Here is a 13,515-nt window from a genome sequence, read left to right on the forward strand (position 1 = left end):
ATGGATGATTTTGATAGGGCATTGCAAGAGATTATTGAGGAGAGAATATCTGTTCTTTTCGAAATTGAGAGAGCAATTTTTACGAGAAGGTACTCTCTATCTTCAAAGCATCAAGACATTTTCTCAACTCAATCAATATCGATGATTTATTCTTTATGGGAAAGCTTTATCCAAAAATCTTTCAACCTCTATATTGATGAACTTAATAAGGTTGGCAGAGATCTTCATGATTTTTGCGATGAAATAGTTATTCACCACATGGAAAACTCCTTTAAACAGTTCAAGGAATATCCTACAAATGACAATAGAAAAGTAAGGTTTTTTGCTTCACTTAAAGAGTTTCACGCTGGGGATAGCTGCACTTTTTCAAGAGTTGTTAATACCGAGAGTAATGTTGGTTTCAACGTCTTAAACAAATTACTCAAAAGCTTTGCACTTGAAAAGTTTCCAGAACATTGGAAGGATTATGCACATCCGAATCGTAATTTAAAGGAATCCTTAGAGTTATTTCTGCGGTTACGCAATGCTGTAGCTCATGGAGGTGATTTAGCACCAAAGGATAGGATTAACCAGGAAGTCTATACCAGATTTAAGAAGTTGGTGACAGATTTGATGTACGAAATCCGATTGAAAATGTTGTATGGTCTTAAACATAAAACATTCTTAAAGTCGCAGTAGCATATTGTAATAAATAGGGTCTGCTGAAAAAGTTTTTCCTGGGGGTAGGAGTCAGGAGTCAGGAGTCAGGAATTTTAGGCTTTGTTGCCCTTGTTTTTTGTACCAAGCGATGTACTAAAGGAAGGATAATGCAAGGTTTTTGAAAGTCCCAATCCTATTTTCGCAGCATGAACATCGGACTTTAACAGGTCAAAAGCTTTATTTTAAAAGGGTTTTACCATTATTCAGCAAACCCTAAATAGCAGGTAATCTTTAATTTTTGGCAGCACTTCCTTCAGAATAAATCCTTCAAATGTTACCGCATCCACTGCACCGTATATATTGACTGATGCCACAACTTTTTCTAAGCTTATAGCACCAATTATTGAAATATTTTTCCCTCTTTTTTGTGGTTTTCTTCCCCAAGCTCTTCGGCCAATTAAGGCTCTAGCATAGAGTCTTAATTGGGCTAAATTTACCCCCGATTCATCGATGAAAATTAGTTTTGATGCCTCAATTTCTCGCACTTGAGACCAGTATTCCACTCTTTTTTGCTGTACCCTGTCACTTTCTTTTTCCGCCGCGTGTAGTGTTTTTGCCGAAGCCTGACTGCTGGCTACTGACTCCTAACCCCACCAACAAACTTTTTGCCGCAAACCCTATTTAACGATTTGCCTTGAATTTTCGTTTTTTTGCCAGTATTCTCGCCAAGGAAGTCCAGAAATCGATCTCTATAGGCTCAATTTCGATGCTAAAGCGATCGCTACTGGGAAAATGCGATGTTCTTGCACTTGAATGCGTTCGTGGAGACTGGCTGCGGTATCATCGGGGAGAATGGGAACCACTGCTTGCATTAAAATTGGGCCACTATCTACCTCCGCGCGAGCGATATGCACAGTACATCCGGTCACTTTTACCCCCGCGGCTAAAGCTTGTTCCACGGCGCGCACACCTTTAAAACTGGGTAGTAAACTAGGATGGATATTGATCACGCGATCGGGAAAAGCATCCAGTAACACTGGGGTGACAATTCGCATCCAGCCCGCCATAATTACCCATTTTACGCCGTATTCCTGGAAAGTTTCGACTATTGCCCGATCGAGTTCTTCTCTGGGTTTAAATTGACGATGATCGAGGAAAACCGCAGGGATATTGTAGTCAGCGGCTTTTTCTTTTACCTTGGCATCGGGATTATTGTAGATGAGGACAGAAATCCGGGCATTTAGCTGTTTTTTAGCGATCGCTGCTGCTAAAACAGCAAAATTGGAACCACTACCAGAAGCCATCACTCCTAAAGAGAGGGTTTCCTCTAGGGGAATATCGGCCAAACTGAGATCGGGAGAAATTAAACTGGGGGAAATTGTCATCATATTTTATAACCGAGTTCGAGTGCATTGCAAAAGCTATTGAGGCGATTCAGCAAAGCATTATAGTAAGAATAAGCATCATCCCGTTCCTCTTGGAGATAGGCATACAAGGTTAGCTCTGGCTCTGCAGCTAGGTGATTTTTAGGGATATCGAAACCGACTTCCGTTAGGCGCGTCGCTGCGATCGCAACTAGCAACGCCCCAATGGTATTAGACTCACCATTGTGAAGATCCCTCAGTCCGGGTAAGATGATCTCGGCCCCCGGCAACTCATTGAGATTCATGATTGTTTCTCCTCTGGTGGATATTGAAAACGTTCGATGAAGTTCTCGACTCTGCTTCTCAGCACATCAGGGTTAAGGGAGGGTGAATCGAAAAAATCCCTATCCCCTCCCCTATCCCCGTTGTTTCAAACCGGTTTCAATAGCGGCAATTACTGTTTCTATGACTTTAACGCGGGCGAAATACTTGTCATTTGCCGCCACAATCGTCCAGGGGGCGACGGGGGTGCTAGTACGGGCTACCATGTGATTAACTGCCACATGGTAGAGGGGCTGTTTTTCTCGATTGCGCCAATCTTCATCGGTGAGTTTATGTTGACGATAGGGGTTATTTTGGCGCTCGTTGAAGCGATTTAACTGTTCTTCGGGGCTAATATGTAACCAAAATTTGACTAAAACACAGCCTGAATGGGTTAATTGGGCCTCAAATTCGTTAATTTCTTGATATGCCCGCCGCCAGTCCATATCTTTAGCGAATCCTTCCACTCTCTCCACTAAAACCCGTCCATACCAACTGCGATCGAATATACCGATAGTTTTGGCTGCGGGTAATTTGCGCCAGAAGCGCCAGAGGTAATGATAGCGGTGTTCTTCCTCCGTCGGGGCAGCAAAGGCAATCACTTGATAACTGCGAGGATCTAGGGTATCGGTTAAGCGTTTGATCGCACCTCCCTTACCGGCGGCATCCCACCCCTCAAACAGGACTAAAACGGGAATATTTGCCTGAAAAATCTCTAATTGCAGTTTTCTTAATTCTACCTGTGCCTGACGCAAACGGATTTTATAGTCTTCTTTTTCCAATTTGGCACTTAAGTCCACTCTCCCCAGATAATCGGGTTCTGTGGGCAGTAATTGGGCTTGGGGTGGTAGATTGACAGGAGGTTCGATCGGTAATTGCCGCTGATCCAAAGCTTGAGCGATCGTACCGACTAATTGGGAGAGAACTTTTACCCGGGCCCAGCGTTGACAGTTGCCCTCCACCAATGTCCAAGGGGCGGCCCCCGTGCTAGTGTAGGTAATCATTTCCTCGGCTAAACTGGCATACTCATCATAACGTTTGGCCTGTTGCCAATCTTCCGGACGCACGCGCCAAGATTCTAGCTCATTTTCGGCGTATTCTTTGATGCGTGACTTTAATTCCTTTTGACTGAGATGAATCCAGAATTTAGCGATCGCCACCCGATCATCAAATAATTGTCGCTCAAAGGTGTTGATATCGCGCATGACTAGGGGAATCTGGGAGGAGGGCAATTTATTTAAGAGTCGATCCTCTAGTAGATGGGTGTACCAACTGTGATAAAAAATGCCGATACTGCCCTTTGCTGGCAGTTTTTGCCAAAATCGCCACAAAAACGGGTAACTTTCCTCTTGGGAGGAAGGGGTTAAAATTGGATGGACGGTAAAACCCCGAGGATCCATATAGTTAACCATTTTTTTGACTAAAGTTCCCTTGCCTGCCGCCGCCCAACCTTCCAAAACCACCACCACGGGTAATTTACATTCCCAACAGGACTGCTGTAGCGATCGCAGTTGTTCCATTAAATCTTTAATTTGTGATTGATAAGTTTCCTTGTCAAGGGAAAGAGATAGATCGAGGGGACTTAACATGATGGTCAAATAAAAGGAAAATTAGGGTATAAAGTTATAGACAAGTCAATTTCAAATAGGTATGATCGCGTGTCTCAAGTTAAACCTACCATTCTCGTTACTGGCGGTGCGGGTTATATTGGTTCCCATGCGGTTCTAGCGCTCAAAAATGCCGGTTATTCCGTCATCGTACTCGATAATTTATCCTACGGTCACGCCGAAATCATTAAGGATATATTAAAAGTTGAGTTAATTGTCGGTGATACCAGGGATCGATCGCTGCTGGATAATTTATTTGCTAGTCGTGATATTGCCGCTGTCATGCACTTTGCCGCTTTTATTGCCGTGGGGGAATCGGTGCAGGAACCAGCCATTTACTATCAAAATAATGTTAGTGGTAGTCTGACTCTTTTGCAAGCGATGATCGCCGCCGATGTGAAGAAATTTGTTTTTTCTTCCACCTGTGCTATTTATGGAATGCCGAAGGAAATTCCGATGACGGAAAGTCACCCCCATCATCCCCTCAGTCCCTACGCAGCCAGTAAGGAAATGGTGGAACAAATTCTTAGGGATTTTGATCCGGCCTACGGTTTAAAATCGGTGGCTTTCCGTTATTTTAATGCGTCAGGAGCCGACCCCAGTGGTTTATTAGGGGAAGATCACCAACCGGAAACCCATTTAATTCCCTTGGCTTTATTAACTGCTCTGAAAAAACGGGATTCCCTGTCAATTTTTGGCACGGATTATGATACTCCCGATGGTACTGCTGTGCGTGATTATATCCATGTTAATGATTTAGCTCAAGCTCACGTTTTAGGCTTAGAATATCTCTTAAATGGGGGCGAAAGTAATGTGTTTAATTTGGGCAATGGTAACGGTTTTTCTGTGCGGGAAGTGATTGAAACAGCGCAAGCGGTAACTGGTTTGGATATTCCCGTCATCGAAAGTCCCAGAAGAGCAGGTGATGCCCCTATTTTAATCGGCAGTAGTGATAAAGCTAAACAGGTTCTCGGTTGGCATCCCCAATATGCCGATCTTAAGGTAATAGTTGAACACGCTTGGAATTGGCATCAAAAAAGACACGCTTAACGGCGATCGAGTGCTAAACTTTAGTATTATCAGATTGAACAATTCTATCAGTCGATAACAGTAAAAAACTACTAGAGGCTGATAGTTTACCGCTATAAGCTTCTCTAGAATCATCTCAAATACAATGCTATGAATAACAAAATAATCTTAATATTTATGGGCTTGACTTTTTTGGCAAGTTGTGCTGATAGTAAACAGTTTCAATGTCAAAAAATCTATCGGATTGCCAACGAAGTCGCCCAAGAAACCAAATCTTTAACCAAGGGTCAAGGGACAGAAATTGACCAAAAAAGTTGGCTATTAGCCGCCGATAAAATCGAACAGGCCTCGGAAAATATGAAAAAATTAGCAGTGAAGGATCCTGAAATAGAGAAATATAAGACCACTTTCGCTCAAGTTTACGAAGATTATGCCACTGCCACTCGTGAAATAATTCAAGTGATCGAAACTCGCAATAAAAACGGGGCAAAATTAGCACAGGAAAAGGTCAGAAAAGCCGGCCAATTAGAAAAAGAAACTGGCGAAGCGTTTAATACCTATTGTCAAGCACAGTAAAGCAGTTATCAGTTATCAGTTATCAGTTAGAACCTGTTGGGGTTTTGGGGTATTAGTTGAAATTTCCCCATCTCCCTATCACCTCACTTCTGTACTTTAGGGTTTAATTGCATACAAAGTGCCGACATTTTTACTGCGAGGCATCCGGGAGAAGATGATAAAACCGAAGTCTTGCAGATGTTTGACTAAAGCATCGGGACCCTTTTTATGCCATTCCATCATGACAATTTTAATCTGTCCCAATTGACCAGTTGCCGCTAAAGAATCGAGGATTTCGTATTCGGAGCCTTCACAATCAATCTTGGCAACAATATCAATATCGGGATAGTCAGAGGTAATACCTTTAAACACATCGGTGAAAGGTTTCAGAATTAAATCGGCTGTAGCGGTTTGTTTCGAGGCAAAAGGTTTTAATTGGTTGTCAATACCAGAAATACCAACACTAGCTTTCACGGTGTAATCGTATTCGACTTGAATAATTTCATCCCGAGCGCCGACTCCATAATCAAAAGCTTTAATCTTCTCCGCTAGATTAGGATTGAGGGCAAAATTTCTTAAAGCTTGGTCGTAGGTAGCCTTAAAAGGTTCGTAACTATAGACAGCTTTCACATTAGCTCGATTAGCAAAAAAGAGACTGGCAAAACCCGTATTCATACCAATATCGATCACTACACAGGGCTTGTTATAGAGGAAATTATATACACCTAAAAGGAAAATTTCATGGGCGATATCTAAATCCTGTCCCGTCTCGATAATTAACTTAACTCCATCGATCTCGATAATTAATTCCTGTTGCTCATCAATATAAAATTTACAATCAGCCAGAGCTTTTAAAGCTCCAGCTTTGTTACAAACTTTACTAACCAAGAGGAAATCTTGCTTATTTTTGCTTAAACTGATACCTAAAGGTTTATAAAAAAGTTGACCAGATTTAGCATCATATTCCACATAATTAGGACTAATATTATGCTCTGCCAACTGACTAGACCAATATTGATCAGCAATATGAGGATAAGTCTTAAATTGCCGATAGCGTTTATGTGCATCTAACAGTTTTTGATAAAGCATTGCTTGTCTAGCCTCAATTTTTTAGGATTGCTGGAGTTAATTTTATGGACAAGTCTGACAAAGTTTGATAGGCTTGTCAAGAAAATCTCTCGTCTCTGTGCATCAGAAGTCAGGAAACCCATCTCAAACAAGGTAACACAGACCATCAGGAGTTAACAAGGCTTGAATTACTCTGATTTTATATTTTGGTGGATATTAATCCTTTTTAGCGTTCCTTTCTTAACGGCGCGTTATATAGCGAAGTCCTTCAATCTCTGGCGAGGTGTTTTTGATGGAGTTGGATTAGCGGCACTGTCCCTAATCCTATTTTATTACGCCAGTCGCACCAGTTTCCTCGTTTTCATCGTCTCCCTAGCCTTTAACTACATTATGGTCTGGCTAGTGCTGAAAATGAGCGGCTGGAAAGCGAATCTCCTAGCCACTATCGTTATCGTCATCGATATTCTTGTCCTCGCCTACTTCAAGTATTTCGGCTTTTTTGTCCAAGAAATCATCGGATTGTTCGTTTCTCTCCCTCCTAATTGGAAGGAACTTTCCCCAATTCCCGTGCCTAGCCAAATACCGCCGGGGGTGTCCTTCTATAGCTTCCAGATGGTGGCTTTCGTGGTGGACTCCCTACGCGAAAAGAAAAAGAAACCCCTAGCCGTCCTCGATTATGTCAATTTTATCTCCTTTTTCCCCCAAATTGTCGCAGGTCCGATCGAGCGTCGCCGGGATTTATTACCACAAATGGAGGGATTTCGCCTCAAATTTACAGGAGAAAACTTCGAGGAGGGTTTGGGTTGGCTTTCCCTCGGTTTATTTATGAAATTTGTCCTCGCCGATAACCTGGCTCCCTACATCCAATTAGATAAGATGATCGATAATGCTTGGTATATCTGGTTTGAGGCCTTTTTATTCACCCTGAGAATCTATTTTGACTTCGGCGGTTATAGCTTTATTGCTGTTGGTTTAGCCTATTTTGTCGGGGTTAGATTGGAATTGAACTTTTTAGCTCCCTACACATCCCAAAGTATTAACGAATTTTGGCGACGTTGGCATATTACCCTTAGCACTTGGTTTCGGGATTATGTATTTTTACCCCTGATGGGTTCCAATAAAAATTGGGCGCCTTTTTATCTATTCATTACCTTTACTCTTTCAGGTTTTTGGCATGGTGCAGCTTGGAATTTCATCTTTTGGGGCGCTTACCACGGGACATTATTATTATTACTGCGTTATCTAGGGCGACCTTTCTATGCTTTCGTCGGAAAATACGTTTCTCAGCCGCAAATTGTCTCCTGGGCTTTAACGCAATTGGCGGTCATTTTTGGTTGTCTCTTTTTCATGGAGATTAACACCAGAAGATTAATTGGCAAAATGCTGATTATTGCCAATCCTTTCAATTATTCCTTAGCTAATATCGGGGAAATTTTTAGTTCCTATAGTCTCAATCAAGGAGCAGTTTTAAGCGTCGCTTTAGTTCTTGGTATCATTGTCTTAATCCTCGAACATTTGGCTGTTGCCCAGAAAAAGTTTGAATATGAACTATTACTATCGCCTTGGCTGTCTAAAATATTGCTAGGTTTAACTATTCTCCTAGCTTCCACTAATACCAGTGATTTTATTTACTTTGAATTCTGATGAATACTAAATCTTTTAACATTTTCCCCTGGTTAGCTTCTCTGGGAGTCGCTTGGTCCCTCGGCTTTGTTTATAATGTCATCTACGGCGGCGAATTAAGCTGGCTGCGGATGATGTACGAAGAAAAATCAGCGATCGCAGCCAAGGTCGAAGGACCGCGGCGTTTAATCGTCACGGCAGGATCGGGGGCGCATTATAGCATAAATTCGGAATTAATGGCCAAAGAATTGGGAATACCGGTGGTTAACTTCGGTTTACAGGGTGATATCGGGTTAAATGTCATTGCCGCTATGATTCTCGAAAAAGCACGCAAAGGGGATGTAATTCTGCTGATTCCTGAATATCTCATGCTCATGGATGAGGACGGTTTTAATCGCGGCGAAGGACTTTGGGGATCCGCACCTTTTAGCGTCGCTATTGGCAAACCGGGGTTAGGTGGAATACCTTTAAAAACCATGATCGAGGATACTTGGTTATTAGGTATTCCGGGGATGCGTGCAGTCACTAAATCCACGGTTGATTTATTCACTAAAGGCAGAATGACGGGTTATCTTTCCGATCCGATTACTAATACAGGTGATCCGACTATAGTTAAGGAAAAAACAGGGAAATGGAAATGGTGGCAAATGACCTTTGATGCTCCTGTCTCTGCTCACTCGATTAAATTAATTGAAAAACTCAAGAAAGATTTAGAAGCAAAAGGGGCGACTTTAGTGGTTTCTTTACCCTGGGTTTATGCCAAAAATGATGGTAAAACCTTGGCTAATATTCGCAAATCTGCTGAAGAATTAAGTCGGGTTGTGCCAACAATTTACGACCCAAAAGACTTGAATATTAAGACCGATTCTACTATTTTTGCTGACACTCACTATCATCTTTTGCCCCCAGCGAGAATTATTCGTTCAGAACAATTAGTTTCGGAACTAAAACCTCTCTTAAACACAACTGAGAATAAAAATCCATGAATAAACCTATAACTAAGATTTGCATTCTCGGTGGTGGTTTTGGAGGGTTATACACGGCACTCGATTTGAGTCGATTAACAGCAGTAAAATCAGGTCAATGGCAAATAACTTTAGTCGAACCAAAAGACCATTTTCTCTTTACTCCTCTTCTCTATGAACTAATTACAGGAGAATTGCAACGCTGGGAAATTGCCCCCTCCTACCGTCAATTATTAACAGGAACTCAGATTAATTTAAAAACTCAAAAAGCCAGTAATATTGATTTAAACAATCATCAAGTATATTTAGAAAATGAGGAAATTTTAGATTACGATTACCTCGTTTTAGCGGTGGGAGTGCGGAATCGTTGGCCGGCTATACTGGGGTTAGCTGATTATGGGCTAACTTTTCGGAGTTTAGAGGATGTAGAAAGATTACAAACAGCAATTCATGACTTAGAAACTCAAGGAAAATCCTCAATTAATTTAGCAATTATTGGCGGTGGTCCCAATGGGGTAGAATTAGCCTGTAAGGTGGCTGATCGTTTAGGAAAAAAAGGCAAAGTTCACCTAGTGGAAAGGAATGAGGAAATACTGCAAAACTTCCCTAAATCGGTTCGTATTGCTTCCTGTCGTTCCCTTTTAGCCAAGAATGTTAGTCTCTATTTAAACACGGGATTAAAGGAAGTTGCAGCTAATTCCATGACCGTATTTAAAGATAATACAAATGAATTTATCCCCATTGATTTATTATTGTGGACAGCAGGAACCCAAGCACAGGATTGGATCAATAATTTAGATTGTCAGAAAACAGCACAAGGCAAATTATTAACCCGTTCCAGTTTACAATTAATCGACTATCCCGAAGTTTTTGCCCTTGGGGATCTAGCCGAAATTTATCCTAATAAACAGGTAATTCCTGCCACAGCACAGGCAGCCTATCAAGCAGCCAGTCTATTAGCCAAAAATATCTCGGCAGTGATCAGAAAAAAATCGCCCCAACCCTATTATTATCTCCATTTAGGTGATATGTTAACCCTGGGTAAACAATCAGCCCTTGTTTCCAGTTTTGGCATTAATATTACTGGTAGATTGGCTGATATAATGCGTCGCTTTGTCTATATACTGCGTTTACCCAGCCAACGCCATCAGTTAAAAGTGTTTCAACATTGGGCAAAAAAAATTCTTCTCCGACTCCGTTATTCACAGGTGTTATCTAATACTAAATCCGTTGAGCATAGGCTACATATCAGGACAGGCAAAAGGCAAAAGGGAGAATAAATAATCAGTTCCAACTAGGTTGTTAGCCCTTACACAATTGGCTACAATAGCCCTACACAAGCTACGAGAGAAAAGTATGCCTGAATTAAAAATTAGCATTAGTGAGGCTGCTCACAAAACGCTGTTAGCACTCGTTGACTCCTCTGGGGATACGCTCCCAACAGTATTAGACAAAGCCATCGAAAATTATCGCAGATATGTTTTTCTAGTTCAAGCGAATGAAGCCTTCGCCGCCTTAAGGAAGAATGAGACTTTATGGCAAGAGGAAATTTCTGAAAGGCAGACATGGGAGCAAACTCTCGCTGATGGAGTAGAAGGGTAGTGGCAGAAATTACCAGAGGAGAAATATGGCTAGCAGACCTTAATCCAGTAAGAGGGCATGAACAGGCTGGTAAGCGTCCATGTTTAGTGATTTCAGCAGACCTGTTTAATCAGGGTGCATCTGGCTTAGTTGTTGTTTTGCCAGTAACTTCTAAAGACAAAGGAATCCCTTTTCACATAAAAGTGGAACCTCCAGAGGGAGGAGTGAAAATGCCAAGTTTTATCAAGTGCGAGGACGTAAGATCAATCTCAGTAGAACGACTTGAGAAGCGATGGGGAACTGTATCCTCAGAAACGCTGGCATTGGTTGAAGACAGACTGAGAATCTTAATGGGACTGTAATGAAGATATTTTGACCAATTTGCGCTCCAAGCCCAGGTTTTAGTTTGCATTCTTCCACTGTTCCAATGCCACCTTCGTGTGACTGTACCATTCTGAATTTGATTACGATTAGGCTTGCCCTCGTAACCCCCCGATAGCAGCAATTCTCAATTTGCCCTGTAGCAAGGCTTTTGGGAGTTAGTTCGCATAATACGGGGTAAAATTCAATGGGATTGCGAATTTCATTTCACGAGTCTTCAGGCTTTTGACTTGATAGTACACCCAAAGTTGCCCCAAAAATCCCCCTTTAAAATGTTCTTTAAATCCCTAAAAGGCTTGCTGTGTCTAAAACTGAGAATTGCTGGCCCGATAGACCAACCAATGCCTTCAGCATCGCACTTAAACTCACATCTTTAATCAATGTGCATGGTGCGTTCCCAAAAATTGATCGGTGGAGCAGTGGGAGCCAGATTAGGGAACGCACCCTAGAAGATCTGAATGTATATCTGATGGTTAAACGCTTAAGATCGGTGATCGCACTGCGTTATTCATGGTTGTTATCTAAGCAACCGATTGAATCAAAAAATACTCGTCAAATAGCTAAAGAAAATTGATTTAGTCAATTTTCAACTCAGCTAATTTAGTTTATATAAATAGGCTTCGGGAGTTTCTAAAACAAGATTAGCTTTTTGCTCTAGCGATGGAGTTTTAGTTAGGGAAAAAATGGGAAATAGATCATTCATTTCCAAGTCCATTTTAAACTTGGATTGCAGTATATAGTCACCTGTTTGACAGCTATTAACAACCTGTAAGTTTCTTTTAGTTATATGATTATCAATATAGTCGTATTGATTGTTTATTTTTCTTTTGCCTTTCTTGGCTGGATAACAAATATTTGATCTAGGGGGAATCTGATTAAAAATGTCTATAATATCAGAAGCAGATAGTAGTCTTTCTGTACTATATTTACTAGATATATAGCGTTGATCGAAGTCGAGATTTGTAGCGATAGAATAACCAATTAATCCAATTAAAATAATACCGAAAAATCTTGACCATTTGTTATTAAAATTTAAGTAAGCTAAACTGATAATTCCCATCAACATTGGCGCAAACCAAATTAATATTTTACGGTGAGAGAAAAAGTATTCTTCTTGATAATTGGAAGCAGCATACATAAAAATTAGCCAAGTTAGAGCAAGAACAGCTAATATAGTTTTGTTACCTTGAAACTTTCTGAGGGTAAAGTATAAAGAAATAACACAAAAAAACACTGACAAAAATAAATTAAACCATAGCCAATCCTTCGAGATAAAATACACTTGATTACCAAGAAAAACAAACTCCCAAATAGCTTTAAATAAGCGAGCTAACAGATTAGCATTTTCAGTTGTTGTCTCGTCCGAACCTATAATTGCATTGATGATCGCTTTGGTGTTGCTAAAATTACGAGCAATTTCTACTTTCCAATAGTGTAGTAGAGCAATATTCGAGGAAATAATCGCTAACAAAGGTAAAAGACACTTGAGAAAATTTTTCCTGTTCTTATAGACAAACCATAGAGAAGTAAGGATACATACGACAGGAAGAACGAACATTGTAGTAGAATGTAAACTTACCAAGATGGCTAAAATTACACCATAGACTATCCAAGAAATTGCTTGATAATATGAAGGTTGTTTAGTCTCTAACTGAAATTTATAAAGGAGTACAAAGATTATTAGAAAAAACGGTATTGGACTAGGATTCCAAGAAAAATTACTAATAAAATAGTCTGTATAAAACGTGCTATACCAAAACCCAGCCAGACTCGATAAGAGGATTCGCTTGGAAAATTCCACCTTTTCCAAAAGTTGATAAACTAGATAGATTAGGAGTGGAATCGCTAAAAAGGAAAAAACACCATTAGCTAAAACTAGAAAAGCGGGATCGGAACCAAAAATAGTAAAAGGAAATACTAAATAAAAGTAAAGAGGAGGAATAGTAAAGGGATATTTTCCTCCAGAACCAGCCATACCTAAAGCGGGTATTTTTCCCTGCCACATATTGATTACAGTATTGCCAATTACTATCTGATCGGGCTCTGGTCCGATATCAAAGGTAACGTATTCAAAAGCAGTGATAATTCTCGTAAAAAATGCGAAGGCAATGGCTAAGATTATCAAAACCACTGCTGTTAACTGCATTCTATCTTTGGGTCTGAAGTTAATTAATTTTTGCATTGATTAACATAATTTACGAATGACGATTTGAGATTATACAACTTCAACTCTATTATACAAGAAAACAAGGCTGAAACTACAAGATCGGCGATCGCGCCATGCGATCAGCGATTGCACTTGATTTACGGTCGGTTCTGTCTCAAATGTGAAAGTAGTCATACCATGTATCGAGTAATGTTGTCTGATGTTCTATCACCAGC

At 40.6% G+C, this 13,515-nt stretch carries 13 protein-coding genes and 1 pseudogene; 8 read left to right on the forward strand and 6 right to left on the reverse strand.

What is annotated here, in order from left to right; genetic code table 11:
* The gene (locus ACQY1Y_RS09445) at positions 1-678 is read left to right on the forward strand and encodes an MAE_28990/MAE_18760 family HEPN-like nuclease (protein ID WP_002740199.1); all 678 of its coding nucleotides are present in this window, start codon (positions 1-3) and stop codon (positions 676-678) included.
* Positions 679-926: 248 nt separating this feature from the next.
* Here the strand turns inward: ACQY1Y_RS09445 and ACQY1Y_RS09450 are convergent.
* From ACQY1Y_RS09450 to pap, 4 genes and pseudogenes are all read right to left on the reverse strand, one after another.
* Positions 927-1,253, reverse strand: a pseudogene (locus ACQY1Y_RS09450) (transposase); the annotation flags it as partial.
* Between the two features lie 135 nt (positions 1,254-1,388).
* The gene (purN, locus tag ACQY1Y_RS09455) at positions 1,389-2,027 is read right to left on the reverse strand and encodes a phosphoribosylglycinamide formyltransferase (protein ID WP_430014463.1); all 639 of its coding nucleotides are present in this window, start codon (positions 2,025-2,027) and stop codon (positions 1,389-1,391) included.
* On the reverse strand, positions 2,024-2,308 hold the full coding sequence (locus tag ACQY1Y_RS09460) for a hypothetical protein (protein ID WP_002740123.1): 285 nt from the start codon (positions 2,306-2,308) through the stop codon (positions 2,024-2,026). The genes purN and ACQY1Y_RS09460 overlap by 4 nt, the downstream gene beginning before the upstream one ends.
* Before the next feature lie 111 nt (positions 2,309-2,419).
* Complete coding sequence (gene pap / locus ACQY1Y_RS09465) at positions 2,420-3,913, reverse strand: polyphosphate:AMP phosphotransferase (RefSeq protein ID WP_103113416.1); 1,494 nt, start codon at positions 3,911-3,913, stop codon at positions 2,420-2,422.
* 69 nt (positions 3,914-3,982) lie between these two features.
* On the opposite strand from pap, the gene galE reads away from it, so the two are divergent.
* Positions 3,983-4,981 (forward strand): UDP-glucose 4-epimerase GalE, encoded by a 999-nt coding sequence (gene galE, locus ACQY1Y_RS09470; protein WP_002754158.1) that lies wholly within the window; start codon positions 3,983-3,985, stop codon positions 4,979-4,981.
* A 129-nt stretch (positions 4,982-5,110) separates the two neighbouring features.
* Positions 5,111-5,536 carry a hypothetical protein gene (locus ACQY1Y_RS09475; protein ID WP_042791069.1) on the forward strand — a complete coding sequence of 142 codons (426 nt, stop codon included), beginning with the start codon at positions 5,111-5,113 and terminating at the stop codon, positions 5,534-5,536.
* A 96-nt stretch (positions 5,537-5,632) separates the two neighbouring features.
* Here ACQY1Y_RS09475 and ACQY1Y_RS09480 read toward each other — a convergent pair whose 3' ends face one another.
* On the reverse strand, positions 5,633-6,604 hold the full coding sequence (locus ACQY1Y_RS09480; RefSeq protein ID WP_002748633.1) for an FkbM family methyltransferase: 972 nt from the start codon (positions 6,602-6,604) through the stop codon (positions 5,633-5,635).
* A gap of 162 nt (positions 6,605-6,766) precedes the next feature.
* On the opposite strand from ACQY1Y_RS09480, the gene ACQY1Y_RS09485 reads away from it, so the two are divergent.
* The 5 genes from ACQY1Y_RS09485 (at position 6,767) to ACQY1Y_RS09505 (ending at position 11,114) form a co-directional block, all read left to right on the forward strand.
* Positions 6,767-8,227 carry an MBOAT family O-acyltransferase gene (locus tag ACQY1Y_RS09485; protein ID WP_002739905.1) on the forward strand — a complete coding sequence of 487 codons (1,461 nt, stop codon included), beginning with the start codon at positions 6,767-6,769 and terminating at the stop codon, positions 8,225-8,227.
* Positions 8,227-9,192 (forward strand): hypothetical protein, encoded by a 966-nt coding sequence (locus ACQY1Y_RS09490; RefSeq protein WP_430014464.1) that lies wholly within the window; start codon positions 8,227-8,229, stop codon positions 9,190-9,192. Before ACQY1Y_RS09485 ends, ACQY1Y_RS09490 begins: the two co-directional genes overlap by 1 nt.
* The gene (locus ACQY1Y_RS09495; protein ID WP_024970543.1) at positions 9,189-10,451 is read left to right on the forward strand and encodes an NAD(P)/FAD-dependent oxidoreductase; all 1,263 of its coding nucleotides are present in this window, start codon (positions 9,189-9,191) and stop codon (positions 10,449-10,451) included. Before ACQY1Y_RS09490 ends, ACQY1Y_RS09495 begins: the two co-directional genes overlap by 4 nt.
* A gap of 76 nt (positions 10,452-10,527) precedes the next feature.
* On the forward strand, positions 10,528-10,773 hold the full coding sequence (locus ACQY1Y_RS09500; RefSeq protein WP_002739747.1) for a hypothetical protein: 246 nt from the start codon (positions 10,528-10,530) through the stop codon (positions 10,771-10,773).
* A complete protein-coding gene (locus tag ACQY1Y_RS09505; protein ID WP_012268344.1) occupies positions 10,773-11,114 on the forward strand; it encodes a type II toxin-antitoxin system PemK/MazF family toxin in 342 nt (113 codons plus the stop codon). The genes ACQY1Y_RS09500 and ACQY1Y_RS09505 overlap by 1 nt, the downstream gene beginning before the upstream one ends.
* A gap of 614 nt (positions 11,115-11,728) precedes the next feature.
* Here ACQY1Y_RS09505 and ACQY1Y_RS09510 read toward each other — a convergent pair.
* Complete coding sequence (locus ACQY1Y_RS09510) at positions 11,729-13,315, reverse strand: hypothetical protein (protein WP_430014465.1); 1,587 nt, start codon at positions 13,313-13,315, stop codon at positions 11,729-11,731.
* Between the last annotated feature and the right edge of the window lie 200 nt (positions 13,316-13,515).

Source organism: Microcystis ichthyoblabe FBCC-A1114, assembly GCF_050500245.1.
GTDB lineage: Bacteria > Cyanobacteriota > Cyanobacteriia > Cyanobacteriales > Microcystaceae > Microcystis > Microcystis ichthyoblabe_A.

Coding starts and splice junctions, on each gene's coding strand:
- ACQY1Y_RS09445 (WP_002740199.1), top strand. CDS start 1: ATGGATGATTTTGATAGGGCATTGCAAGAGATTATTGAGGAGAGAATA.
- purN (WP_430014463.1), bottom strand. CDS start 2,027: ATGATGACAATTTCCCCCAGTTTAATTTCTCCCGATCTCAGTTTGGCC.
- ACQY1Y_RS09460 (WP_002740123.1), bottom strand. CDS start 2,308: ATGAATCTCAATGAGTTGCCGGGGGCCGAGATCATCTTACCCGGACTG.
- pap (WP_103113416.1), bottom strand. CDS start 3,913: ATGTTAAGTCCCCTCGATCTATCTCTTTCCCTTGACAAGGAAACTTAT.
- ACQY1Y_RS09475 (WP_042791069.1), top strand. CDS start 5,111: ATGAATAACAAAATAATCTTAATATTTATGGGCTTGACTTTTTTGGCA.
- ACQY1Y_RS09480 (WP_002748633.1), bottom strand. CDS start 6,604: ATGCTTTATCAAAAACTGTTAGATGCACATAAACGCTATCGGCAATTT.
- ACQY1Y_RS09490 (WP_430014464.1), top strand. CDS start 8,227: ATGAATACTAAATCTTTTAACATTTTCCCCTGGTTAGCTTCTCTGGGA.
- ACQY1Y_RS09495 (WP_024970543.1), top strand. CDS start 9,189: ATGAATAAACCTATAACTAAGATTTGCATTCTCGGTGGTGGTTTTGGA.
- ACQY1Y_RS09500 (WP_002739747.1), top strand. CDS start 10,528: ATGCCTGAATTAAAAATTAGCATTAGTGAGGCTGCTCACAAAACGCTG.
- ACQY1Y_RS09510 (WP_430014465.1), bottom strand. CDS start 13,315: ATGCAAAAATTAATTAACTTCAGACCCAAAGATAGAATGCAGTTAACA.